Annotated in this window: 22 protein-coding genes; 14 read left to right on the top strand and 8 right to left on the bottom strand. The window is 71.4% G+C overall.

Translation table 11 applies throughout. The features are described from left to right. Positions 1-80: 80 nt before the first annotated feature. From OHT74_RS16220 to OHT74_RS16210, 3 genes are all read left to right on the top strand, one after another. Positions 81-1,316: a LolA family protein gene (locus OHT74_RS16220; protein ID WP_266664850.1), complete on the top strand. Its 1,236-nt coding sequence runs from the start codon at positions 81-83 to the stop codon at positions 1,314-1,316. Positions 1,317-1,434: 118 nt separating this feature from the next. Beyond that, complete coding sequence (locus OHT74_RS16215) at positions 1,435-1,638, top strand: ribbon-helix-helix domain-containing protein (protein WP_229337077.1); 204 nt, start codon at positions 1,435-1,437, stop codon at positions 1,636-1,638. Next, entirely contained in the window at positions 1,635-2,054 is a 420-nt protein-coding gene (locus tag OHT74_RS16210) for a hypothetical protein (protein WP_266664848.1), read from the top strand. The genes OHT74_RS16215 and OHT74_RS16210 overlap by 4 nt, the downstream gene beginning before the upstream one ends. Before the next feature lie 35 nt (positions 2,055-2,089). On the opposite strand, the gene OHT74_RS16205 is transcribed toward OHT74_RS16210, so the two are convergent. The 3 genes from OHT74_RS16205 to OHT74_RS16195 form a co-directional block, all read right to left on the bottom strand. Then, on the bottom strand, positions 2,090-3,406 hold the full coding sequence (locus tag OHT74_RS16205; RefSeq protein WP_266996526.1) for a M28 family metallopeptidase: 1,317 nt from the start codon (positions 3,404-3,406) through the stop codon (positions 2,090-2,092). 222 nt (positions 3,407-3,628) lie between these two features. Further along, complete coding sequence (gene rarD, locus OHT74_RS16200) at positions 3,629-4,579, bottom strand: EamA family transporter RarD (RefSeq protein WP_328620582.1); 951 nt, start codon at positions 4,577-4,579, stop codon at positions 3,629-3,631. 145 nt (positions 4,580-4,724) lie between these two features. Continuing rightward, on the bottom strand, positions 4,725-5,579 hold the full coding sequence (locus OHT74_RS16195) for an SDR family oxidoreductase (protein WP_328620581.1): 855 nt from the start codon (positions 5,577-5,579) through the stop codon (positions 4,725-4,727). Between the two features lie 108 nt (positions 5,580-5,687). On the opposite strand from OHT74_RS16195, the gene OHT74_RS16190 reads away from it, so the two are divergent. Continuing rightward, the gene (locus OHT74_RS16190; protein ID WP_030298092.1) at positions 5,688-6,050 is read left to right on the top strand and encodes a winged helix-turn-helix transcriptional regulator; all 363 of its coding nucleotides are present in this window, start codon (positions 5,688-5,690) and stop codon (positions 6,048-6,050) included. Between the two features lie 61 nt (positions 6,051-6,111). Here OHT74_RS16190 and OHT74_RS16185 read toward each other — a convergent pair whose 3' ends face one another. From OHT74_RS16185 to OHT74_RS16165, 5 genes are all read right to left on the bottom strand, one after another. Continuing rightward, positions 6,112-7,179: a 2-oxoacid:ferredoxin oxidoreductase subunit beta gene (locus OHT74_RS16185; protein ID WP_443047408.1), complete on the bottom strand. Its 1,068-nt coding sequence runs from the start codon at positions 7,177-7,179 to the stop codon at positions 6,112-6,114. Continuing rightward, complete coding sequence (locus OHT74_RS16180; protein ID WP_328620580.1) at positions 7,172-9,115, bottom strand: 2-oxoacid:acceptor oxidoreductase subunit alpha; 1,944 nt, start codon at positions 9,113-9,115, stop codon at positions 7,172-7,174. Before OHT74_RS16180 ends, OHT74_RS16185 begins: the two co-directional genes overlap by 8 nt. A gap of 296 nt (positions 9,116-9,411) precedes the next feature. Then, positions 9,412-10,071 carry a response regulator transcription factor gene (locus OHT74_RS16175; RefSeq protein ID WP_030161942.1) on the bottom strand — a complete coding sequence of 220 codons (660 nt, stop codon included), beginning with the start codon at positions 10,069-10,071 and terminating at the stop codon, positions 9,412-9,414. A 157-nt stretch (positions 10,072-10,228) separates the two neighbouring features. Continuing rightward, entirely contained in the window at positions 10,229-11,512 is a 1,284-nt protein-coding gene (locus OHT74_RS16170; RefSeq protein WP_328620579.1) for a sensor histidine kinase, read from the bottom strand. A gap of 238 nt (positions 11,513-11,750) precedes the next feature. Then, positions 11,751-12,989 (bottom strand): sensor histidine kinase, encoded by a 1,239-nt coding sequence (locus tag OHT74_RS16165; RefSeq protein WP_328620578.1) that lies wholly within the window; start codon positions 12,987-12,989, stop codon positions 11,751-11,753. A 147-nt stretch (positions 12,990-13,136) separates the two neighbouring features. On the opposite strand from OHT74_RS16165, the gene OHT74_RS16160 reads away from it, so the two are divergent. Genes OHT74_RS16160 through OHT74_RS16115 form a run of 10 tightly spaced genes read left to right on the top strand, consistent with a single transcriptional unit; the run spans position 13,137 to position 23,033 of the window. After that, entirely contained in the window at positions 13,137-13,544 is a 408-nt protein-coding gene (locus OHT74_RS16160; protein ID WP_030163040.1) for an NADH-quinone oxidoreductase subunit A, read from the top strand. After that, complete coding sequence (locus OHT74_RS16155) at positions 13,535-14,137, top strand: NADH-quinone oxidoreductase subunit B (protein ID WP_266664831.1); 603 nt, start codon at positions 13,535-13,537, stop codon at positions 14,135-14,137. Before OHT74_RS16160 ends, OHT74_RS16155 begins: the two co-directional genes overlap by 10 nt. Then, positions 14,134-15,360 carry an NADH-quinone oxidoreductase subunit C gene (locus tag OHT74_RS16150; RefSeq protein WP_328620577.1) on the top strand — a complete coding sequence of 409 codons (1,227 nt, stop codon included), beginning with the start codon at positions 14,134-14,136 and terminating at the stop codon, positions 15,358-15,360. Before OHT74_RS16155 ends, OHT74_RS16150 begins: the two co-directional genes overlap by 4 nt. Beyond that, positions 15,357-16,316, top strand: a complete 960-nt coding sequence (locus OHT74_RS16145; RefSeq protein WP_266664828.1) for a complex I subunit 1/NuoH family protein — start codon at positions 15,357-15,359, stop codon at positions 16,314-16,316. Before OHT74_RS16150 ends, OHT74_RS16145 begins: the two co-directional genes overlap by 4 nt. Continuing rightward, positions 16,316-16,948, top strand: a complete 633-nt coding sequence (locus tag OHT74_RS16140; protein WP_328620576.1) for a NuoI/complex I 23 kDa subunit family protein — start codon at positions 16,316-16,318, stop codon at positions 16,946-16,948. Before OHT74_RS16145 ends, OHT74_RS16140 begins: the two co-directional genes overlap by 1 nt. After that, on the top strand, positions 16,945-17,541 hold the full coding sequence (locus OHT74_RS16135) for an NADH-quinone oxidoreductase subunit J family protein (RefSeq protein ID WP_328620575.1): 597 nt from the start codon (positions 16,945-16,947) through the stop codon (positions 17,539-17,541). The genes OHT74_RS16140 and OHT74_RS16135 overlap by 4 nt, the downstream gene beginning before the upstream one ends. Then, positions 17,541-17,888 (top strand): NADH-quinone oxidoreductase subunit NuoK, encoded by a 348-nt coding sequence (gene nuoK, locus OHT74_RS16130; protein ID WP_030298116.1) that lies wholly within the window; start codon positions 17,541-17,543, stop codon positions 17,886-17,888. The genes OHT74_RS16135 and nuoK overlap by 1 nt, the downstream gene beginning before the upstream one ends. Continuing rightward, positions 17,885-19,885, top strand: a complete 2,001-nt coding sequence (locus OHT74_RS16125) for an NADH-quinone oxidoreductase subunit 5 family protein (RefSeq protein ID WP_328620574.1) — start codon at positions 17,885-17,887, stop codon at positions 19,883-19,885. The genes nuoK and OHT74_RS16125 overlap by 4 nt, the downstream gene beginning before the upstream one ends. 38 nt (positions 19,886-19,923) lie before the next feature. Continuing rightward, entirely contained in the window at positions 19,924-21,489 is a 1,566-nt protein-coding gene (locus OHT74_RS16120; protein WP_266672794.1) for a complex I subunit 4 family protein, read from the top strand. Beyond that, the gene (locus tag OHT74_RS16115) at positions 21,486-23,033 is read left to right on the top strand and encodes an NADH-quinone oxidoreductase subunit N (protein ID WP_328620573.1); all 1,548 of its coding nucleotides are present in this window, start codon (positions 21,486-21,488) and stop codon (positions 23,031-23,033) included. Before OHT74_RS16120 ends, OHT74_RS16115 begins: the two co-directional genes overlap by 4 nt. Positions 23,034-23,272 lie beyond the last annotated feature (239 nt).

Raw genomic sequence — 23,272 nt, 5'->3', positions numbered from 1 at the left:
AGTGACGCCCCGACCCCCACCCCTTTGGTCAGATGGAGACACACCAGAACGGGTGACGGTGACAAAGAGGTAGGGCAGACATGGCAACGAACGCAAAGACCCGCAAGGCCGCCCGGTACGCCGTACCGGTCGCGGTGGCGGGTGTGGCCGCCGCGACCGTGGCGATGGTCCCGGCCTTCGCGAACTCCGGCAGCCCGGACCTGCCGAAGGTGACGGCACAGCAGCTCATCGAGAAGATCGCCGCCTCGGACGTGCAGCAGCTGTCCGGCAGCGCGAAGATCAGCACCGACCTGGGCCTGCCGACCCTGGCGAGCGGCCTGCTCGGCGGCGGGGGCGTCACGGGCGGTTCGGCCAACCCCGAGGACAAGATCGCGCAGCTGGCGAACGGCACGCACACCGTGCGCGTCGCGGCCGACGGCCCGGACCGCCAGAAGCTCACGTTCGTGGACGGCAAGGACGAGTACAGCCTGATCCACAACGGCACCGACGTCTGGGGGTACGACAGCAAGGCCAACGAGGTCTGGCACGAGAAGGACACCGAGGGCGCGGCGCAGGGCAAGGACCGGCAGGGCAAGGACCACAAGAAGACGGCCGACCGGATGGGCGGCGCCTCGCCCCAGCAGCTGGCCCAGGACATCCTGACGGCCGCCGGCCCGACCACGGACGTCAGCGTGGGCGACACCGCGCAGGTGGCCGGCCGGGACGCGTACCAGCTGGTGCTGAAGCCCAAGCACGGCGGATCCACGGTCGGCTCGGTCAAGATCGCGGTGGATGCCAAGAACGGCGTGCCGCTGCGGGTGCAGCTGCTGGCGGCCGAGGGCGGCAAGCCGATCGTCGACGCCGGGTTCACCAAGGTGGACTTCGCCAAGCCGTCCGCCGACACCTTCGCGTTCACCGCGCCCAAGGGCGCCAAGGTGACCGAGGGCGCGGCCGAGGCGGGCAAGGGCGGCGCCGGCCACGGCAAGGAGTTCAAGGGCCTGGAGTCCTTCCCCGGCCTCGACGCCCTGACCGGCGGCGCGGACCTCGCGGGCGGCAAGGGCGGCGAGACGAAGGTGCTCGGCGAGGGCTGGTCGACGATCGCCCGGATCGACACCGGCGCCGGCAAGAGCCTGAAGGACATCGAGAATGACAAGAACGCGCCCAAGGAGGCGAAGCAGTTCCTCGACTCCCTCGGGGGCAAGGTCACCGGCAAGTTCGGCGAGGGCCGGGTCTTCAAGACCCGCCTGGTCAACGCCCTGATCACCGACGACGGCAAGGTCTACGTCGGCGCGGTCACCAAGGACGCGCTGGTGAAGGCGGCCGACGCCAACAAGTAGCCGCAGCAGGGCGGGTGCGAGCGTAGGACTGTCCGAAGGGTGGGCGGGGACTGTGTCCCTGCCCACCCTTCGGCCGTTCCGGCCCCGTGTACAGCAGGCCCGCTGTACCGTGAAAAGCATGTCGAGACACGTCACCATCCGCCTGGACGAAGAGTTCCACGAGCGCCTCAAAGCGCGCGCGGCGGCGCTGGGGACGACGGTCACCGCGCTGATCACCGAGGTGACGGAGCGCGAACTCGACGAGGACCGGAAGAACTTCCTTTCCGGCATCGAGGAGTTCGCCGACCACTGGAGCTACTTCCAGGAGCGGTTCGGCAATTGAAGATCACCATGGAGTGGGCCTGGACCGCTCTGGCCCACCATCTCCCGTCGGATCCCGCCGTGTGGGATCCCTCCGGGGTGGCCGCCGCGGTCGCCCGGCACCAGAACGACCTCGTCCTGGTGCCCGAACAGCCCGCCCCGGACACCGCGTGGCGGGCCGCCGCGTTTCTGCACACCCTCGCGGTGTGCCCCGCGCTGGAATCGCCGATGAACGAGTTCTACGCGGCCGCCGCCACCCGCTCGTATCTGCGGGTGGCGGGAGCCAGGCAGCTGCCCTCGCCGGAGGACCTCGGCGATCTGGTGGAGGCGGCGAAGCTGGGCCGCGCGGACATCGGCGCGGTGGCCGAGGAGCTCCGCGCGCTGATACAGGAGCCGCTGACGGTCCCGCCGCAGGCCCGCACGGAGGACGCGTCCTGAGTCGGCGCGCCCCCGGGGCGAGCGCTGGAAGATGATCAGAAGGTGATCTTCCAGCTGTTGATGTAGCCGACGTCCTGCGCCGCCACGTCCTTGGCCTGGAGCTTCCAGACGCCGTTGGCGACCTCGCTCGAGGCGTTGACGGTGTACGTCTGGACGAGGTTGTCGGCGCTGCCGCCGCTGCGGTTGTGGAGGTTGTAGACGGTGCCGTCGGGGGCGACGAGGTCGACCACCAGGTCACCGCGGTAGGTGTGGACGATGTTCACGTCGACCTTGGTGGTGGCCGGGGCGTTGCCCGTGACGCCGGAGACCGTGATCGGCGAGGTCACCGCGGCGCCGGGGGAGTCCGGGATGTTCACGTCCGCCGTGTTCTCGAAGGACTGGCCCGGCGGGACCGGAGTGGCCGCCCCGAGGTTCCAGATCGCGTAGGCGATGGCGTCGGAGTTGCGGTCCAGGGCGGTGTCGTTGATGTTCGCCGAGGTGTCGCACGAGGAGTGGTAGCAGCGGTCGAAGGCCTGCCCGGAGGTGCCGCCCCACTTCTGCGCCTGCGCCGCCGTCTTGGTGTAGTCGGCGCCGGAGAACAAGCCGCCGACCGGGATGCCCGCGCTCTTGAACGGGGCGTGGTCGGAGCGGCCGTCGCCCTCGGTCTCGATCTCCGTCGCGACGCCGATCCCCGCGTAGTAGTTCTTGAAGGTCTGCTCGATGGTCGGGTCGTCGTCGTAGACGAAGTAGCCCGGGTTCGGCGAGCCGATCATGTCGAAGTTCAGGTAGCCGGAGATCTTCGCCTTCTCGGCGCTCGGCAGGTTGTTCACGTAGTACTTCGACCCGATCATGCCGAGCTCCTCGGCGCCCCACCAGCCGAACCGCAGGTGCTTGGTGGGCTGGAGCTGTGCGCGCGAGACGGCCAGGGCCGTCTCCAGGATGGCGGCCGAGCCGGATCCGTTGTCGTTGATGCCGGGACCGGCGGTCACCGAGTCCAGGTGCGAGCCGGACATCAGCACCGAGTTCGGGTCGCCGCCCGGCCAGTCGGCGATCAGGTTGTAGCCGGTCGCGCCGCTGCTGGTGAAGGTCTGCAGGGTGGTCGTGAAGCCGGCCGCGTCGAGCTTGGCCTTCACGTAGTCGATCGAGGCCTTGTACCCGGCCCTGCCGTGGGCGCGGTTGCCGCCGTTGGCGGTGGCTATGGACTGGAGCTGCGCCAGGTGTGCCTTGACGTTGGCCACCGGGATGTCGGGCGGTGTCGGCGCCGCGGCCGCTGCCGTGGGGGCGGCGAGTGCGGCGGGGGCGGTGGAGGCGAACAGGCCGGCGACCGCGATCGCGGTCACGGCGGCGAGGCGCCGGGAGACGGACAGGCTCATGTGGGGGACTCCGGGATTCCGTTGGGGATTGAACGGAACGTGCGGGGTGGCGCAAGTGAGCGATCGTGCGTCAGTGCGAGCCTGATGTTCAGTGGAAGTGTGACTGTCCGTCAAGACCGAGATTCGGTCAGGGTGGTTCGGAAAACGGACGATCCCCGCTACGAGAGTTCCGTAGCGGGGATCGTGGGGGTATGGGGGCGGGACGCCCGGTGTGACGCGGTGCTACGCGGGCTCGGGCTCCGGGGCCGTCGCCGGCCGAGCGGCCCGGGCCGCTTCGAACCGGGCCCGGTTCTTGCCCGCCGTACGCAGTGCATCCCAGGTCAGCAGCGCGAGCGCGGCCCAGACCAGGGAGAACCCGGCCCAGCGCTCGGGCGGCATCGCCTCGTGGAAGTACACGACGCCGAGCCCGAACTGGAACACCGGGGCCAGGTACTGGAGCAGCCCGAGCGTGGACAGCGGGACCCGGATCGCGGCCGCCCCGAAGCAGACCAGCGGGATCGCGGTGACCAGCCCGGTCGCGGCGAGCAGCGCCCCGTGCCCGAGGCCCTCTGTGGCGAAGCTCGACCGGCCTTGCGCGCCCAGCCACAGCAGATAGCCGAGGGCGGGCAGGAACAGCAGCGCGGTCTCGGCGGCGAGCGACTCGACCCCGCCCATGTTGAGCTTCTTCTTGATCAGGCCGTAGGCCGCGAAGGAGAAGGCCAGCACCAGCGAGATCCACGGCGGCCGCCCGTACCCGACGGCGAGCACCACCACCGCGGCGACGCCGATGCCCACGGCCGCCCACTGCGCCCGGCGCAGCCGCTCACCGAGTATCAGCACGCCGATCGCGATGGTGACGAGCGGGTTGATGAAGTAGCCCAGGCTGGCCTCGACGACCGCGCCGTTGTTCACGGCCCAGATGTACAGGCCCCAGTTCACGGAGATCACCGAGGCGGCGAGCGCGGTCAGGGCGAGCTTGCGGGGCTGGCGGAGCAGCTCCCGTATCCAGCCCCAGCGGCGCATGGCCAGCAGCAGGATCCCCACCACGCCCAGCGACCACACCATGCGGTGGGCGAGGATCTCGACGGCCCCGGAGGGCTTGAGCAGCGGCCAGAAGAGGGGGACCAGCCCCCACATTCCGTATGCGCCGAATCCGTAGAGCAAACCCGTGCGCTGCTCGTTCTCCGCCTTCACGGGGCCTCCAGTCGCAATCCAGCCAACTTCACGAAGGTAACGCCGGACGAGCCGGATGTCATGCCCGTAGGCGGGAGATACTCATGACACCTCCGAGGCCTTGTGCGACCGGGGCGGCGCGGGCTCACGCCGTGGCCGGCCCGGCTCAGGCCAGGGCGGAGGTGATCGCGTGGGCCACCGGGGTCGTCGGACGGCCGATGAGCTGGGACAGGTCCCCGCCGGTGTGGGCCAGCCGGCCGCGGGAGATCGCCGCGTCCACGTCGACGAGGATCGCCGCGAAGCCCTCGGGGACCCCGGCGCCGGTCAGGATCGACAGGTGCGCGTCGGCCGGGACCTCGGTGTACGCGACCTCCTTGCCGGACTGCGCCGCGATCTCGGCCGCGTACTCCGCCAGGCTCCACGCGGTGTCGCCGGAGAGCTCGTACACCTGGTTCAGGTGGCCCTCGCCGGTCAGGACGGCGGCCGCCGCGGCCGCGTAGTCCGCCCGTGCGGCGGAGGCGATCCGGCCCTCGCCCGCGCTGCCCACGACCGCGCCGTGCTCCAGGACGGTGGGGAGGTGGTGCGTGTAGTTCTCGTGGTACCAGCCGTTGCGCAGGAAGGTGTACGGGAGGCCGGAGCCGAGGATGGCCTCCTCGGTGACCTTGTGCTCGGCGGCCAGGTCGAAGTCGGCCTCGGGGCCGCCGAGGATCCCGGTGTACGCGAGCTGGGCCACGCCGGCGGCCTGCGCGGCCTCGATCACCGCGGTGTGCTGCGGTACCCGGCGGCCGACCTCGTTGCCGGAGATCAGCAGGACGCGGTCGCCGGAGCGGAAGGCGGCGGCCAGGGTTTCGGGGGCGTCGTAGTCCGCGACGCGCACCTCGACCCCGCGCTCGGCGAGGTCGGCTGCCTTCTCCTTGCTGCGGACGACGACGGCGACGCGCTCGGCGGGGACCCGGTTCAGCAGTTCCTCGACGACGAGGCGGCCGAGGGCTCCGGTGGCTCCGGTGACGACGATGCTCATGGGGTGCGCTCCTTGCGTTGGGGGCCGCGTCTTGCTTCGCGGTACGGCACCACACTAAAAGGAAGCGCTAACTATGCGTAAGTACCCACTTCGAAGTAAGGTACTGGCATGAAGGTAAGTGTGAAGGCCCCGATGTGCCCCTCCCGCGGAGTGCTGGAGCACGTCACCAGCCGCTGGGGCGTACTGGTCCTGGCCGCCCTCGTCGAGCGCTCGTACCGGTTCAGCGAACTGCGCCGGGAGGTGGGCGGCGTCAGCGAGAAGATGCTGGCCCAGACCCTGCAGACGCTGGAGCGCGACGGATTCCTGCTGCGCGACGCCAAGCCCGTGATCCCGCCACGGGTGGACTACTCGCTCACCGAGCTGGGGCGCGAGGCCGCCGAGCAGGTGTGGGCCCTCGCCCGGTGGACCGAGCGGCGCACCGCCGACGTCCAGGCGGCCCGCGCCGCGTACGACGAAGCCCGGAGCTCCTGAGGCTGGAGCTCCGGGCCGGGCCGTCGCCGGTACGGGCGTACAGGGGTACGGGTCGCAGGCGTCAGCCGACGACCGTCCACGTGTCGTTGCCGGCCAGCAGGGTGCTGAGGTCGCCCTTGCCCTTGTTGTCGATGGCCGTGTCGAGCTGCTCGGCCATCAGCGTGTCGTAGACCGGCCGCTCCACGCTGCGGAACACCCCGATGGGCGTTTGGTGCAGGGTGTCGGGGTCGGCCAGCCGGGACAGCGCGAACGCGGTGGTCGGGCCGGTGCTGTGCGCGTCGTGGACCAGGATCCGGGACTCGTTCTCCGGGGTCACCGCGACGACCTCCAGCTCCCCGGTGGCCTGGTTGCGTACGACGCCCTTGTGCCCGTCGACGCCGAAGCGGATCGGCTGCCCGTGCTCCAGCCGGATCACCGCCTCCTGCGCCTGCGTGTTGTCCTTCAGGACCTCGAAGGCGCCGTCGTTGAAGATGTTGCAGTTCTGGTAGATCTCCACCAGCGCCGTGCCCTGGTGGTCCGCGGCCGCCCGGAGCACCTCGGTGAGGTGCTTGCGGTCGGAGTCGACGGTCCGGGCCACGAAGGAGGCCTCGGCGCCGAGCGCCAGGGACACCGGGTTGAAGGGTGCGTCCAGCGAGCCCATCGGCGTGGACTTGGTGATCTTGCCGACCTCGGAGGTCGGCGAGTACTGGCCCTTGGTCAGCCCGTAGATCCGGTTGTTGAAGAGCAGGATCTTGAGGTTGACGTTGCGGCGCAGCGCGTGGATCAAGTGGTTTCCGCCGATGGACAGCGCGTCGCCGTCACCGGTGACCACCCACACCGACAGGTCGCGGCGCGAGGTGGCCAGGCCGGTGGCGATCGCCGGGGCGCGGCCGTGGATGGAGTGCATCCCGTACGTGTTCATGTAGTACGGGAAGCGGGAGGAGCAGCCGATGCCGGAGACGAAGACGATGTTCTCCTTCGCCAGTCCGAGCTCGGGCATGAACCCCTGGACGGCCGCGAGCACCGCGTAGTCGCCGCAGCCGGGGCACCAGCGGACCTCCTGGTCCGACTTGAAGTCCTTCATGGACTGCTTGGCCTCGGCCTTGGGGACGAGCGAGAGCAGGTGGGGGGCGTCGGTCACCTCAGTCATTGATGGCCTCCTCGAGAACCTTCGCGAGCTGCTCAGCCTTGAACGGCATTCCGTTGACCTGGGTGTACGACTGGGCGTCGACCAGGTACTTCGCCCGGATCAGGGTGGCGAGCTGCCCGAGGTTCATCTCCGGCACCACTACCTTGTCGTAACGCTTCAGGGCCTCCCCGAGATTCCTCGGGAAGGGGTTGACATGGCGCAGATGCGCCTGCGCGACCGGGACCCCGGCGTTCCGCAGCCGGCGGACGGCGGCGGTGATCGGGCCGTAGGTGGAGCCCCAGCCGATGACGAGGGTGCGGGCCTGGTCGGGGTCGTCGACCTCGAGGTCGGGGACCTCGATGCCGTCGATCTTGGCCTGGCGGGTGCGGACCATGAAGTCGTGGTTGGCCGGGTCGTACGAGATGTTGCCCGTGCCGTCCTGCTTCTCGATGCCGCCGATCCGGTGCTCCAGTCCGGGCGTCCCGGGGACCGCCCACGGGCGGGCCAGCGTCTGCGGGTCGCGCTTGTACGGCCAGAAGACCTCGGTGCCGTCCGCGAGCTGCTGGTTGGGGCTCGTCGCGAAGGGCGTCTTCAGGTCCGGGAGGTCCGCGATGTCCGGGATCTTCCAGGGCTCGGAGCCGTTCGCGAGGTACCCGTCGGAGAGCAGGAACACCGGCGTCCGGTACGTCAGCGCGATCCGCGCCGCGTCCAGGGCCGCGTCGAAGCAGTCCGCCGGGGTCCTCGGGGCCACGATCGGCACCGGGGCCTCGCCGTTGCGCCCGTACATGGCCTGGAGCAGGTCCGCCTGCTCGGTCTTGGTCGGCAGGCCCGTGGAGGGGCCGCCGCGCTGGATGTCCACGATCAGCAGCGGCAGCTCGAGCGAGACCGCGAGCCCGATCGTCTCGGACTTGAGCGCGACTCCGGGGCCGGAGGTGGTGGTCACGCCGAGGGCGCCGCCGAAGGCCGCGCCGAGCGCCGCGCCGATGCCGGCGATCTCGTCCTCGGCCTGGAACGTGCGCACGCCGAAGTTCTTGTGCTTGCTCAGCTCGTGCAGGATGTCAGAGGCCGGGGTGATCGGGTACGAGCCCAGGTAGAGCGGCAGGTCGGCCTGCCGGCCCGCCGCGATCAGCCCGTAGGCGAGGGCCAGGTTCCCGGAGATGTTGCGGTACGTGCCGGTCGGGAAGGCCCGGGTCGCCGGGGCCACCTCGTAGGAGACCGCGAAGTCCTCCGTCGTCTCGCCGAAGTTCCAGCCGGCCCGGAAGGCGGCCACGTTCGCCTCGGCGATGTCGGGCTTCTTCGCGAACTTCTGCCGCAGGAAGTTCTCCGTGCCCTCGGTGGGCCGGTGGTACATCCAGGACAGCAGACCCAGCGCGAACATGTTCTTGCTGCGCTCGGCCTCCTTGCGGGAGAGCCCGAAGTCCTTCAGCGCCTCGACCGTGAGGGTCGTCAGCGGCACCGGGTGGATGTTGTAGGCGCCCAGCGAGCCGTCTTCCAGCGGTGAGGTCTCGTAGCCCACCTTGGCCATCGGGCGCTTCGTGAATTCATCGGTATTGATGATGATCTCGGCGCCGCGCGGGACGTCCCCGATGTTCGCCTTCAGCGCCGCCGGATTCATCGCCACCAGCACGTTCGGGGCGTCGCCCGGCGTCAGGATGTCGTGATCGGCGAAATGCAGCTGGAACGAGGAGACGCCCGGCAGGGTGCCGGCAGGGGCGCGGATCTCGGCCGGGAAGTTCGGCAGCGTGGAGAGGTCGTTCCCGAAGGAAGCCGTCTCCGAGGTGAACCGGTCGCCGGTGAGCTGCATACCGTCACCCGAGTCACCTGCGAACCGGATGATCACCCGGTCGAGGCGGCGTACTTCCTTGCCGCTCGGGTCCGGGGGCGTCCGTTGTTCGCCGACTACGGCCCCTTCGGCCCCGTCGGCCTGTTCGGCTGGGCTACTGACCTGGCTGGTCACTGAACTGGACCTCCTTCGAGGCTTGGCGTTCCCGCTCCCAAGGTCAACCCTACGTCGGTAGGAGTGGCCTCCTCGGGGGACGCTCGTATTCTGGACCGTCGTCTGCGGCGGTCTGTCGAGAGAATTCCGCGGGATTCCGCGGAATTCCGAGAGATTCCGAGATTGCGTGCCGTGCAGAAATAGTGCGAGCTCCCTGCGGCCAGGTGCGGTATCGCCGTACCTGACAGACTGTCAGTTGATCAAGACTTTGATCAATGCCCCCGTGTTTCGATCAGTTCGATCAAGAGGTGTTCCGATCAGGACCGCAGGTAGGTGAGGACGGCCAGGACTCGCCGGTGGTCCCCGTCGCTCGGGGACAGCCCGAGCTTCATGAAGATGTTGCTGACGTGCTTCTCCACCGCTCCGTCGCTGACCACGAGCTGCTTGGCCACCGCCGAATTGGTCCGGCCCTCGGCCATAAGGCCCAGCACCTCGCGCTCGCGCGGGGTCAGCCCCGCCAGCACGTCCTGCTTCCGGCTGCGCCCGAGCAGCTGGGCGACCACCTCGGGGTCCAGGGCGGTCCCGCCCCGGGCCACGCGTACGACGGCGTCCAGGAATTCCCGCACGTCGGCCACGCGGTCCTTGAGCAGGTACCCCACTCCGGTACTGGAACCGGCCAGCAGTTCGGTGGCGTACTGCTCCTCCACGTACTGCGACAGCACGAGCACGCCTATCCCGGGGTGCTCCCGGCGCAGCCGTACGGCGGCCCGCACGCCTTCGTCGGTGTGCGTCGGCGGCATCCGTACGTCGGCCACCACCACATCCGGCAACGCGTCCTCGGCCGCCAGTTCCGCCACCGTCTTGATCAGGGCTTCCGCGTCCCCGACGCCCGCTACGACGTCATGCCCCCGGTCGGTCAGCAACCGGGTCAGGCCCTCACGCAGCAGCACCGAATCCTCGGCAATGACCACCCGCACCCTGTCTTCCACGATCCAGCAGCTCCCGCGTTCACACGTTCCCCGATGTCCCTGACTCAGCCAAGCATCCCAGCCTCGAGGACGGATGTAGGCGAGACCGGATCAACGCGTGGCAGCGGGAGCCGAAGTCGTGGTGCCGAGGAGGTTTGTCCGCGATCTACCCGGTACGCCAGGGGAGCTCGGCGGTGACGGTGGTGCCGCTGCCGGCCGGCGAGTCCACGACCAGCACCCCGTCCACGGCGTCCAGCCGCTCGGCGAGGCCCGCCAGCCCGGTGCCCGTGCCGTCGGTGCTCGCGCCGCCGCGCCCGTCGTCCGCGACCTGGATCAGCAGCCGGTCCCCGGACTTCCACACGTCCACACCCGCGGTACGGGCCCCGGAGTGCTTGCTGATGTTCTGCAGCAGCTCCGAGACGGTGAAGTACGCGATCCCCTCGACGGCGGAGGCCGGCCGGCCCGGCAGGTCCACGGACACCCGCACCGGCACCGCGCACCGGGAGGCCACGGAGGACAGTGCCGCGTCCAGACCGCGGTCCGTCAGCACGGCCGGGTGGATCCCGCGGGCCAGGTCGCGCAGCTCCTGGAGTGCGATCTTCACCTCCCCGTGTGCCTCGTCCACCATCCGGGCGGCGGCGCGGGGGTCCTCGCCGAGCTTCTCCTTCGCCAGCCCCAGGTCCATGGCCAGCGCCACGAGGCGGGCCTGCGCTCCGTCGTGCAGGTCCCGCTCGATGCGCCGCAGGTCGGCGGCGGCGGTGTCGACCACGACCCCGCGGTCCGACTCCAGCTCCGTGACGCGGTGGTCGAGGCGCGAAGGCCCGAGCAGCGCGCCGACGAGGACGCGGTCGACGGTGGTGAGGGCCCGTACCACCCACGGCGTGACCAGGGTGAGGCCGAGCCCGACCAGGCAGGTGAGGGCGACGTCGAGCGGCGTGTCCAGGTACATGGTGTAGTCGCCGTTCTGGAACAGCTGCAGCCCCGGCCAGTCGGTGTAGGCCGGGAAGACCCAGAACCACACCGGGTACAGCAGGAAGGCCCATCCGTACGCCCAGAACACCAGTGCCACGGTGAAGGCGAAGATCGCCCACGGGAGGTGGATCACCGAGTACAGCGCGTGCCGCCAGGCGCTGCCGCTCTTGAGCAGCGCGCCCATGGCGGCGAGCGGACCCCGCTTCTTGGCCCGGACGGGCGCGGGCTCGGCGATGTCGACCCCGAGCAGGCCGCGCACCCGGGCCCGCTCGACCCTCCCGAACCCGCGGCACATGGCGAGCACCCCGGCGAGCACCGGGACCCCGAGGAAGGTGACGAGCAGCCCGGCGCCGAGGCTGACGCCGGTGATCGCGAGCGAGAAGTACAGCACGCTCAGCGGCAGCCCGAGCATCAGGTACCCGAACTCCCGCCACGTCTGCCCCTCGACCGGAGCCCGCAGCACCCCACCGATCCGCATGATCCCAACCCGCCCTTCCCCTGCCCGACAACCCACCCCCACCCTCCCGCGCACCCCTGCCCCGGATCCATCGGGCAGGTAGGCGTCCCGGCAGGGGGGATAACCCCACCACCGCCCACTCCCAGCCCCGCGCCTGCCTCTCTTCCGGCCCCTGCGCCGGGCACGTAACCGGACGGGACCCCCGCCCACACCCCGGACGGGAGTCCCGATCACACAGCCCGCAGCCCAATCCCCGGCTTCAGCCGCGCCCACGCCACGGCAACTCCGCCGTCACCACCGTCCCCTCCCCCTCGGGGGAGTCGACGACGAACACCCCGTCCACGGCCCGCAGCCGTTCCGCCAGCCCCGCCAAACCCGACCCCCCCACCGCATCGGCCCCGCCCCGCCCGTCGTCCGACACCCGTATCAAAAGCCGCGCCCCAGCAGCAGCCTCGGCCCCGGACCCGACCCCCGCCCCTGCCCGGCCGCCCGCGGCCGCCGTCCGCCACACCTCCACGCTCGCTCCCCGCGCCCCCGCATGCTTGCTCACGTTCTGCAGCAGCTCCGACACCGTGAAGTACGCGATCCCCTCGATCGCGGCCGCAGGCCGCTCCGGCAGATCCACCGCCACCTTCACCGGCACCACGCACCGCGACGCCACCGACGACAGCGCCGCGTCCAGCCCCCGGTCCGTCAGCACCGCCGGGTGGATCCCCCGGGCCAGGTCCCGCAGCTCCTGCAGGGCCAGCTTCACTTCCCCGTGCGCCTCGTCCACCATCGCCGCCGCCCCCTCGGGATCCTCCAGCAGCTTCTCCTTGGCCAGGCCCAGCCCCATCGCCAGCGCCACCAGCCGCGCCTGCGCGCCGTCGTGCAGGTCCCGCTCGATGCGCCGCATGTCGGCCGCCGCCGTGTCGACGACCACCCCCCGGTCGGACTCCAGCTCCGCGATCCGCCGCTCCAGCTCGTCCGAGGGCGAGAGCAGCCCTCGGACCATCAGCCGGTCCACGTTCGACAGCCAGCGCACCACGTACGGCAGCACCGGCCACAGCACCAGCAGCCCGACCAGCGCCACCGCGAAGGTCAGCACCCCCCACGGCAGCCGCACCAGCTCGTACAGCACGGTCCGCCAGGCCACCGGGTCCTTCACGCCCGCCCACAGCCAGGGGAAGAACCCGCCGGCCCGTCGCGGCCCCGGCAGCGGAGTCGGCTCCTCCACCCGTACGCCGAGCAGCGCGCGCGCCCTCGCCCGCTCCAGCCGTCCCAGCTGGCGGGACGCGAGCAGACCACCTGCGAGCAGCGGGAGACCGATCGCGGTCACGGACAGGCCGCCCGCGGTCGCCACCATGGTCACGGTGTAGACGAACCCGACGAGTGCGAGCGGAAGATTGCTCAACAGATGGACGGTCTCTTTCCACGCCACGGCCCCCAGGGCCGGGCGTACGGGAGGAGGCCGGTCGTTGTCGGGATCCTGGTGGGAGACTTGAATGCGCGCGGTCATGCGCCCCAGCCTGCCAATATCGCCCCGCGGGTGCCATGGGGCAGCCGGGCCGCAGTAAACGGGGGATAACCCCACCCCGTGTGAACCAGGCCCTAGACTCCCGTCCGTACCAGATCGTCGACAGTGGCCAAGGAGCGAGGAACGGACGTGCCCGACCCAACGGTATCGACCGTAACCGTGCTCGCGGCGGACTATTTCCGGAGTTATTCGGTCGTCGGCCTGCTGGCCGTACTCGGTGTGCTCTTCGTGGCCGTCGCGTTCGGCGCGGGCCGCCTGCTGAGACCGGTCGTCCCGACGCCTGAGAAGCTGCTGACGTACGAGTGCGGTGTGGACCCCGTCGGCGAGGGCTGGGCGCACACCCAGGTCCGCTACTACGTCTACGCGTTCCTCTACGTCATCTTCGCCGTCGACTCGATCTTCCTCTTCCCGTGGGCGACGGTGTTCGCCGCCGCCGGTTACGGCGCCACGACGCTCGTGGAGATGTTCATCTTCCTGGGCTTCCTGGCCGTCGGCCTGCTCTACGCGTACAAGAAGGGCGTCCTCGAATGGACGTGACACCGGCCGTGACGCCGGCCGAGCCCCAGCTGCTCCCGGAGCCCAAGCGCCTGGGAGTCCTCTCCCGCCTCGCCCCGGAACCCATGAAGGTGGTCCTGAACTGGGGCCGCCGCTACAGCCTGTGGGTCTTCAACTTCGGCCTCGCCTGCTGCGCGATCGAGTTCATCGCCGCGTCGATGGCCCGGCACGACTTCATCCGGCTCGGCGTCATCCCCTTCGCGCCCGGCCCGCGCCAGGCGGACCTGATGATCGTCTCGGGCACGGTGACGGACAAGATGGCCCCGGCCGTGAAGCGGCTCTACGAGCAGATGCCGGAGCCGAAGTACGTCATCTCCTTCGGCGCCTGCTCCAACTGCGGCGGGCCGTACTGGGACTCGTACTCGGTGACCAAGGGCGTCGACCAGATCATCCCCGTCGACGTCTACGTCCCCGGCTGCCCGCCGCGCCCGGAGGCGCTGCTGCAGGGCATTCTCAAGCTCCAGGAGAAGATCGCTCGGGAATCGCTGGCGGACCGCTATGCGGCGGGACCGTCGGTCGCGCAGCTCACCAGCGGCCTGATCACGCCGCCGCCCGCACCGGGGGCCGACGCATGAACCTCTACGACTCCCTCCCCGACGCGGCTGCGACGATCTTCGGCGCGGAGGCGGTGGCCGAGTACGCGTACGACGTCCTGACCGTCGACGTGCCGGTCGGCAGCTGGATCCCGTCGCTGGAGATCGCCCGGGACAAGCTGGGCTGCACGTACTTCGACTGGCTGAGCGCGGTGGACGAGCCGGGCACCGGCTTCCGGATCTGCGCCCACGTCGTGTCCCTCGAGAACCACCGCGTACGCCGCCTGCTCCTGCGTACGACGGTCCCGCACTCGGCGCCCTCCCTCCCCTCCGCGGTCGCGATCTACGCGGGCGCGGAATGGCACGAGCGCGAAACGTACGAGATGTTCGGGGTCGTCTTCACCGACCACCCGCACCTCGTCCCCCTCCTCCTCCCGGAGAACTTCGAGGGCCACCCGCTGCGCAAGGACTTCGTCCTCGCCGCGCGCGTCGCGAAGGCCTGGCCGGGCGCCAAGGAGCCGGGCGAGGCGCACGACCCCGACGCCCCCAAGCGCCGCCAGATGCTCCCGCCGGGCGTCCCGGACCCCAACGACTGGGGCCCGCTCAAGGGCCAGCTCCCGCCGGCCCCCGCCCGCCCGGCCCGCACCGCCCGCGCCCCCCGCGAGGGCGCCCCGACCCGCCGGCCCCGCCCGGCAACGGCCGGCCAGGCGCCCGCGCCGGCGGAAGCCGCAGCGACGCCGGCCGCCCCGGGAGCAGCCGCCCCGGCCGAGGCCGAGTCGCAGCCCGTGGCCCCGCGCCCGGCGCGCCGTACCCGCACGGCATCGGAGGGCTCGGCGAGCCAGGCCGTCCCGCCGACGGAAGCCGGAGCGACGCCGGCCGCCCCGGGAGCCGAAGCCCCGGCCGAGGCCGAGTCCCAGGCCGTCCCCCCGGGGCAGCCGGAAACCGAGGACGCGCCGCAGGCCGACGCCCCTCCGCGCCCGGCCCGGCGTGCCCGTTCGGCAGCCGACGGCTCCGCGAGCCAGGCGGCCGCCGGGCGCACGGTGGCGCCGGGCAGGCGCCCGGCCCCCCGCAGCGCGGATGCCCCCTGGCACAACCCCCAGCCCGCCTTCGCGGACCAGGACTCGGCACCGGAGCCGGCACCGGCACCGGAGCCGAAGCCCGGCTCTGCACCCGCGGCCGACCCGGGCCCGAAGGCCGACCCGGGCCCGAAGGCCGGAACCGGCCACACCCCTGAATCCGAATCCGACAACGGAGGCGACGCGTGAACGACGTCCTCGACGTCGCCCTGCGACTCATCGTCGTCTTCGCCGTCTTCCTCGTGCTCCCGCTCGTCGTCGGGCAGACCGAGCACAAGGTGATGGCGCACATGCAGGGCCGCCTCGGCCCCATGTACGCCGGCGGCTTCCACGGCTGGGCCCAGCTCGTCGCCGACGGTGTGAAGTTCGCGCAGAAGGAAGACGTCGTCCCGGCCAACGCAGACCGCCGTATCTTCCAGCTCGCCCCCGCCGTCGCCCTGCTCCCGTACCTCCTCGTCCTCATCGCCATCCCCATCGGCCCGGGCGAAGGCGCGGTCGGCCAGGCCATCGACGCCGGGCTGTTCTTCGTACTCGCCGTCATGGGCGTCGGCGTCCTCGGCAGCCTCATGGCCGGCTGGGCCTCCGCCAACAAGTTCTCCCTGCTCGGAGGCCTGCGCACCGCCGCGCAGCTCCTCGCGTACGAGCTCCCCATGCTGCTCGCCGCCGCCTCCGTCGCGATGGCCGCCGGGACCGTGTCCCTCCCCGGCATCGTCGGCGCCTTCCAGTGGTGGTGGCTGCCCTGGCAGATCACCGGCGCGCTCGTCTTCTTCATCGCCGGCCTCGCCGAACTCCAGCGTCCCCCCTTCGACATGCCCGTCGCCGACTCCGAGATCATCTTCGGCGCGTACACCGAGTACACCGGCCTGCGCTTCGCGCTGTTCCTGCTCGCCGAGTACGCCGGCATCGTCGTCCTCTGTGCCCTCACCACCGTCCTGTTCCTCGGCGGCTGGCACGGGCCGATCGCCGACGGCTGGGTCTGGACCCTCCTCAAGACCGCGGTCCTCGCCTTCGTCGTGATCTGGCTCCGCGTCACCTACCCGCGGCTGCGCGAGGACCAGCTCCAGAAGCTCGCCTGGACCACACTCATCCCGCTCGCGCTCGCCCAGATCGCGCTCACCGGCATCGTGAAGGTGGCGATCCAGTAATGCCCATCCCCGGATCCGGCCTCGCCAAGGGCCTCGCCGTCACCCTGCGCACGATGACGAAGCGCGCACACACCGCCCAGTACCCCGAGGTGCAGCCCGAGCTCCCGCCCCGCACCCGCGGGGTCATCGGCCTGTTCGAGGAGAACTGCACGGTCTGCATGCTGTGCGCCCGCGAGTGCCCCGACTGGTGCATCTACATCGACTCCCACAAGGAGACGGTCCCGGCCGCCGCCCCCGGCGGCCGCGAGCGCAGCCGCAACGTCCTCGACCGCTTCGCCATCGACTTCTCCCTCTGCATGTACTGCGGCATCTGCATCGAGGTGTGCCCCTTCGACGCCCTCTTCTGGTCGCCGGAGTTCGAGTACGCGGAGACGGACATCCTCGAACTCACCCACGAGCGCGACAAGCTGCGCGAGTGGATGTGGACCGTCCCGGCCCCGCCCGCCCTGGACCCGGCCGCCGAGGAGCCCAAGGAGATCGCCGCCGCCCGCAAGGCGGTGGAGAAGGCCGAGGCCGCCGCCGCGGCAGCCGCCGCTGCCGCCGAGCCCGCCGCACCTGCCGAGCCCGCCGCACCTGCCGAGCCCGCCGCGCCCGAGACCGATGCCCCGAACACCCCGGAGGGAGACGCGTGACCCCCGCAGCCACCGCCCTGGCCGCCGCGGCGACGGGCAACGGGTTCCTCTCCCCGACCGGCGTCGAGGTCGCCTTCGTCCTCGTCGGCCTCGCCACCCTCGGTGCGGCCGCGATCACGGTCACCACCAAGCAGCTCGTGCACGCCGCCCTGTGGCTGGTCGTCGCGCTCGGCGGGATCGCCGTCGAGTACCTGCTGCTGACCGCCGAGTTCATCGCCTGGGTACAGGTCCTGATCTATCTCGGTTCCGTGGTCGTCCTCCTCCTCTTCGGGCTGATGCTCACCAAGGCCCCCATCGGCCGCTCCCCGGACGCCGACTCGAACAACCGCTGGGTCGCCCTCGGCGTCGCCCTCGTCGCGGCCGCCGCGCTCGTCTGGGTCGTCGTCGACGCGTTCCGCACCACCTGGATCGATCTCGACGGCCCCGCCCAGGGCTCCACCCAGGTGACCGGCGAGATGCTCTTCCAGCACTGGGTGCTCCCCTTCGAAGCCCTGTCCGTCCTCCTCCTCGCGGCCCTGATCGGCGCCATCGTGCTCTCCCGCAGGGACGCCGCCGACGGTGAGCCCGACGACAAGAAGGGGCAGCAGCGCTGATGCACCTCGCCTATCCCGCCGTGCTCGCGGCGCTCCTCTTCTGCACGGGCCTGTACGGAGTGCTCGCCCGCCGCAACGCCATCCTGGTCCTGATGTCCGTCGAGCTGATGCTCAACGCCGTCAACCTCAACCTGGTGGCCTTCGACGTCTGGCTGCGCGACACCCTCCACGCCGGCCAGGCCCTCACCCTCTTCACGATCGCCATCGCCGCCGCCGAGATCGGCATCGGCCTCGCGATCGTGCTGATGGTCTACCGCAACCGCGGCACCTCCGACGTCGACCGGCTGCGCGACACCGCCGAGGGCCACGAACCCGCCCCGAACAACCAGAGCGAGGTCACCGCGTGAGCACCACGACCCTCGCGGTCCTCGTCCCGTTCCTGCCCTTCCTGGGCGCGGTGGCGGGACTGCTGCTCGGCCGCAGCGCACCCGGGTTCGTCCGGCCCCTCGCGGTCCTTCCGGCGCTGGCCGCGGCCGTGCTGGCCGTGCTCGTCGCCGTCCGCCAGGGCGGCGGCAAGCCGATCGTCGCCTCGACGGAGCTGACCCCGACCGGCTCGGTGCCGATCGACCTCGCGCTCTACCTGGACGGCTTCGCCGTGCTGGTCGCCGTGCTGGTCGGCGTCGTCGCCACCTGCGTACAGCTCTACTCGACGGCGTACCTCCGCGAGGACCCGCGCTACCCGTCGTACGCCGCTCTGGTGTCACTGTTCACCTCCGCCATGCTGCTCGTCGTCTACTCCGGCGACCTGATGGTGCTGCTGGTCGGCTGGGAGATCATGGGCATCTGCTCGTACTTCCTCGTCGGCCACTACTGGGAGACCGAGGCGGCCCGCTCCGCCTCCCTCAAGGCCTTCCTCGTCACCAAGCTCGGTGACGTCCCCTTCCTGATCGGCCTGTTCGCGCTCGCCGCCGACGCCGGCTCCTTCGAGATCACCAAGATCCTGGGCACCGTCGCCGCGGGCGGGCTCGACCACCCGACGCTGATCGCGCTCCTCCTGCTCGCCGGCGTCGCAGGCAAGTCCGCACAGTTCCCGCTGCACACCTGGCTCCCGGACGCCATGGCGGGCCCCACCCCGGTCTCCGCGCTGATCCACGCCGCGACGATGGTCGCCGCCGGTATCTACTTCGTCGCCCGCCTCCTCCCGGTCTTCGCGGCCTCCCAGGCCGCACTGGTGGTCATGGCCGTCATGGCGGCCGTCACGATGCTCGGTTCCGGCCTCGCCGCCCTGGCCCAGGACGACATCAAGCGCGTGCTCGCCTACTCGACCGTCGGCCAGCTCGGCTACATGCTCGGGGCCCTGGCCGTCGGCGACCGCGGCGCCGCCATCTTCCACCTCCTCTCCCACGGCGCCTTCAAGGCGCTCCTGTTCCTCGGTGCAGGCGTGATCATCCACGCTGCCGGGACGAACTCCCTGGCCGCCATGTCCCGGATGGACGGCCTGGCCAAGCGCATCCCCGACGCCTTCTGGACCATGACGATCGCGCTGCTCGCGCTCGCCGCGATCCCGCCCTTCGCCGGCTTCTTCTCCAAGGAAGCCGTCCTCGTCGCCGCCGAGCACGCCGCCGGCGGGCACTCGGAGTCCGCTCCCAGCGCCGCCGGCTGGGTCGTGCTCGTCGCCGGCGTGCTGACCGCCCTGCTCACCGCCGCCTACGCCACCCGGCTGTGGCTGATGGCCTTCCGCGGCCGGGGCGCCGCCGCCCCCGACCACGGCAAGGAGCCCGTCGCCATGACCGGCGTGCTGTGGCTGCTCGCGATCCCGACGATCGGCTTCGGCCTCGCCGCCGGCCCGATCGCCGACTGGTTCGACGGCAACGAACTCACGCCGTCCCTGACCACCTCGGTCCTCGGCACGGGAGCCGCCGCCGTCGGCGCGGTGCTGACCTACGCCCTGTGGCAGCGGGCCACGGCCAAGGCCGCCGCCGTCGGCTACGGAGCCGGCGCGTCCGCCTCCTCCGCCGCCGCGGAGTCCGCCGCCGAGACCCCCGAGGTCGCCGAGGTCACCCACGACCACCCCGCCGTCCCGGCCGGAGCAGCCCCCGACCCCGGCCGGGCGCTGCTCGGCCCGCTGCACCGGCACGCGGCCGACGGCTTCCACCTCGACGCCGTCTACGACCGGGTGTTCGTCCGCCCCGTCCGCGCCGCCGCGAGCCTCGTCCGCTTCCTCGACCGCGAGGTCGTGGACACGTACGTCAGCGGCGCGGGCGCCGGCCCCCGGCTGCTCGGCAGCCTCGTACGCCGGGCCCAGACCGGCAACGTGCAGAGCTACCTGAGCGCCCTGCTCGCCGGCGCCGTGGTCCTGGCGATCGCCACCGCCGTCCTCGCCAACGTCAACGCCGGATCGTGAGCCGTGAGTCAGCCGTGATTGATATCAGCCCGTCCGTGATGCAGTTCCTTCTGGCGTTCGTCGTGGCCGCACCGCTCCTCGGCGCCGCCGCGGCCCTCCTGCCGGCGCCGCCCGGCCTCAAGGGCAAGAGCCCCGAACAGGCCGTGCTGCGCCACGGCGTGACCGTGACCGGCGTGATCCTCGCCGCGGCCATCGCCCTCGCTCTGGGCTTCGACCGCGACGCCCCGGCCCGCTTCCAGGCGACCACGGACATCAGCTGGATCCAGGCGCTGAACGTCCGGATCCACCTCGGCATCGACGGCATCTCGCTCCCCCTCCTCCTGATGACCGCGCTGCTGTTCTTCCTCTGCGCGCTCTACAGCTACTTCAAGTTCCCCGAAGGCCCGTCCCCGAAGGCTTTCGTCGCGCTGCTCCTCGTCCTCGAGTCCGGCACCCTCGCGACCTTCGCCGTCCTCGACCTGCTGCTGTTCTTCCTCGCCTTCGAGATGGTCCTCATCCCGATGTACTTCCTCATCGCCCGCTGGGGCGGTGCTCAGCGGCAGGCCGCCGCCTGGAAGTTCATCCTTTACACCCTCCTCGGCTCCGTGGTCATGCTGCTCGGACTGCTGCTGATCGGGCTGAACAGCGGCACCTTCGACATGGTGGCCCTCGCCTCCGACAACGGCCGCGAACTGAGCCACACCACCCAGCTCCTGGCCGTCCTCGCCATCGGCATCGGGCTCGCCGTGAAGACCCCGATGTGGCCGCTGCACAGCTGGCTGCCCGACGCCCACACCGCCGCGCCCACCGTGGGCTCCGTCCTGCTGGCCGGCGTGCTGCTCAAGATGGGCACGTACGGGTTCGTGCGCATCCTGATCCCCGTCACGCCCGACGGCATGGCGACCTTCGCCCCCTACCTGGGCGCTTTCGCCGCCATCGGCATCATCTACGGGTCCCTCGCCTGTCTCTCGCTCGCCCGCAAGGGCAACAAGGGCGACCTCAAGCGCCTCATCGCGTACTCCTCCGTCGGCCACATGGGCTTCGTCCTCCTCGGCATCGCCTCGATGACTCCCACCGGCGTGAACGGCGCGCTGTTCGCCAACATCGCGCACGGTCTGATCACCGGCCTTCTCTTCTTTCTTGTCGGTGCGCTCAAGGACCGTTACAAGACCGCCGATCTGGACACCCTCGCCGGAGCCACCGGCGCCGCCCTCTACGGCCGCGCCCCCCGCCTCGGCGCCCTCCTCGCCTTCGCCGCCGTCGCCTCCCTCGGCCTGCCCGGCCTCGCCGGCTTCTGGGGCGAGATGCTGGCCCTGTTCGGCGCGTTCGACCCGGCGCAGGGCCTGTCCCGGCCCGCGTTCCTCACCTACATGGCCTTCGGCGCGTTCGGCACCCTGCTCACCGCCGCCTACCTGCTGATCGTCGTACGGCGCATCTGCATGGGCGACCCCAAGGCCCGGCCCGAGCCCGGGCCCGCGCTCGAACTCGCGGACATCCAGCGCTACGAGTTCGCCGCCTGGACCCCGCTCGCGGCCCTCACCGTCCTCGCCGGCCTGTGGCCCGCTGTCCTCCTCGGCCTCACCGACCCGGCCGTCCAGAAGCTCCTCGCAGGAGGCAACGCATGACGGCCCTGTCCGCCCTGTCCGCGGCCACGGCCCCGGCCGCCGAGACCGCGAGCCTCGTCCAGAGCGTCGACTGGCTCGCGATCACCCCCGTGGTGCTCCCCGCCGCCGTCGCCCTGGTCGTCCTGGTCGCCGACCTCTTCGTACCGGAACGGCTCAAGCCGCTGCTCGGCTGGCTCTCCGTCGCCGGCCTCGCCGCCGCGATCGTCACCCTGCTGCCGCTGCGCGCCGGCGACCGCGCCACCTTCTGCCTCACCACCGACCCCGCTGCGTGCAGCTACACCGCCGACCACTTCACGCTCGTCATCCAGTTCCTGGTACTGGCCGGCGCCCTGGTCACCGCCCTGCTGTCGGTCACCACCGTCCGCGACGCGCGCATGCCGGCCGGCGAGTACTGGTTCCTGCTGCTGTCCTCCGCCGCCGGCGCCGCCCTGCTGCCCGCCTCCCGCGACCTCGCCACCCTGATCGTCGCCCTCGAAGTCGCCTCGCTGCCCGCCTTCGCCCTCGTCGGCATGCGCCGCGGCGACCGGCTCTCCTCCGAAGCCGCCCTCAAGTTCTTCCTGTCCTCCGTCACCGCCACCGCCGTGTCGCTGATGGGGATCAGCTTCGTCTACGCCACCACCGGCTCCCTGCACCTCACCCAGGTCGCCGACCGCCTCGAGGACGTCGCCGGGCAGTTCGACACCCTCGCCATGGCCGGCGTCGCACTCACCCTCGTCGGCTTCGCCTTCAAGACCGCCGCCGTCCCCTTCCACTTCTGGGTCCCGGACACGTACGTCGGCGCGCCGCTGCCCATCGCGGGCTACCTCTCCGTGATCGGCAAGGCCGTCGGCTTCACCGGCCTCATCCTCGTCACGGTGATCGCCTTCCCGGCGTACTCCGACATCTGGGGCCCGGCCCTCGCCGTCCTTGCCGCGCTCACCATGACGCTCGGCAACGCCGCCGCCCTGCGCCAGCGCGCGGACCGGCCGGGCAGCGCCGTCCGGCTGCTCGCCTGGTCCTCGGTCGGCCAGGCCGGCTACCTGCTGGTCCCGATCGCGGCCGCCGCCTACTCCGACCGCGACCAGATCGGCTCCACCGTCGCGTACGCCCTCATGTACGCCGCCGTGAACCTCGGCGCCTTCGCCGTGGCCGCGCTGGTCGCCCGTACGAAGCCGCTGAACCGCATCAGCGACTACCGCGGCCTGTACGCCGAGCGCCCGGCGGCCGCCCTCGCGCTGGCCTTCTTCCTGCTCTGCCTGGCCGGCCTGCCGCCGGGCCTCATCGGCCTCTTCGCCAAGGTCACCGTCTTCCGTTCCGCGGTCGACGCGGGCCTGGGCTGGCTGGCCGTGGTCATGGCGGTCAACGTCGTCATCGCCCTGTACTACTACCTGCGCTGGACGGCGCTGCTCTTCCGCGCCCCGGAGGGGCCCGCCGAGGCCGCCCGTACGAAGGCCCCGTGGCCGGTCACCGCCGCGATCGCGATCACGGCCGTCACCGCCGTGGTGCTCTCGGGTGCCCCGCAGCTCGTCCTGCGCTTCGCCGCGGGCAGCCTGTTCCCGCAGTAGCCCGCCCCGGCAGACCCGCACGCAGGCTCGTACGCCGGCCCGGCCGTACGCCGTGACCCGTACGGAGCAACGCCCGCCGCCGCACCGCCGCCCCGGACACCGGGGCGGCGGCCCCGGCACGCCCTGGGAACCAGATGCCCTCACCTCGCGTTGACCGAGAAGGGAGGGTCCACTGGACCGTAGGCCCTCAGATCCGCAGATCCTGGACGGGGGTCCCCCTGCCGCACCATTTGGAGGGC

Source organism: Streptomyces sp. NBC_00354 (assembly GCF_036106915.1).
Taxonomy (GTDB): domain Bacteria; phylum Actinomycetota; class Actinomycetes; order Streptomycetales; family Streptomycetaceae; genus Streptomyces.
The sequence above is the reverse complement of the archived record's forward strand: the minus strand, read 5'-3'. Positions and strand labels throughout refer to the sequence as shown.

What these genes read in the sequence shown, in the direction of transcription:
- OHT74_RS16220 (WP_266664850.1), top strand. Translation starts at nt 81, where the DNA reads ATGGCAACGAACGCAAAGACCCGCAAGGCCGCCCGGTACGCCGTACCG.
- OHT74_RS16215 (WP_229337077.1), top strand. Translation starts at nt 1,435, where the DNA reads ATGTCGAGACACGTCACCATCCGCCTGGACGAAGAGTTCCACGAGCGC.
- OHT74_RS16205 (WP_266996526.1), bottom strand. Translation starts at nt 3,406, where the DNA reads ATGAGCCTGTCCGTCTCCCGGCGCCTCGCCGCCGTGACCGCGATCGCG.
- OHT74_RS16195 (WP_328620581.1), bottom strand. Translation starts at nt 5,579, where the DNA reads ATGAGCATCGTCGTCACCGGAGCCACCGGAGCCCTCGGCCGCCTCGTC.
- OHT74_RS16190 (WP_030298092.1), top strand. Translation starts at nt 5,688, where the DNA reads ATGAAGGTAAGTGTGAAGGCCCCGATGTGCCCCTCCCGCGGAGTGCTG.
- OHT74_RS16185 (WP_443047408.1), bottom strand. Translation starts at nt 7,179, where the DNA reads ATGACTGAGGTGACCGACGCCCCCCACCTGCTCTCGCTCGTCCCCAAG.
- OHT74_RS16170 (WP_328620579.1), bottom strand. Translation starts at nt 11,512, where the DNA reads ATGCGGATCGGTGGGGTGCTGCGGGCTCCGGTCGAGGGGCAGACGTGG.
- OHT74_RS16165 (WP_328620578.1), bottom strand. Translation starts at nt 12,989, where the DNA reads ATGACCGCGCGCATTCAAGTCTCCCACCAGGATCCCGACAACGACCGG.
- OHT74_RS16155 (WP_266664831.1), top strand. Translation starts at nt 13,535, where the DNA reads ATGGACGTGACACCGGCCGTGACGCCGGCCGAGCCCCAGCTGCTCCCG.
- OHT74_RS16150 (WP_328620577.1), top strand. Translation starts at nt 14,134, where the DNA reads ATGAACCTCTACGACTCCCTCCCCGACGCGGCTGCGACGATCTTCGGC.
- OHT74_RS16140 (WP_328620576.1), top strand. Translation starts at nt 16,316, where the DNA reads ATGCCCATCCCCGGATCCGGCCTCGCCAAGGGCCTCGCCGTCACCCTG.
- nuoK (WP_030298116.1), top strand. Translation starts at nt 17,541, where the DNA reads ATGCACCTCGCCTATCCCGCCGTGCTCGCGGCGCTCCTCTTCTGCACG.
- OHT74_RS16120 (WP_266672794.1), top strand. Translation starts at nt 19,924, where the DNA reads ATGCAGTTCCTTCTGGCGTTCGTCGTGGCCGCACCGCTCCTCGGCGCC.
- OHT74_RS16115 (WP_328620573.1), top strand. Translation starts at nt 21,486, where the DNA reads ATGACGGCCCTGTCCGCCCTGTCCGCGGCCACGGCCCCGGCCGCCGAG.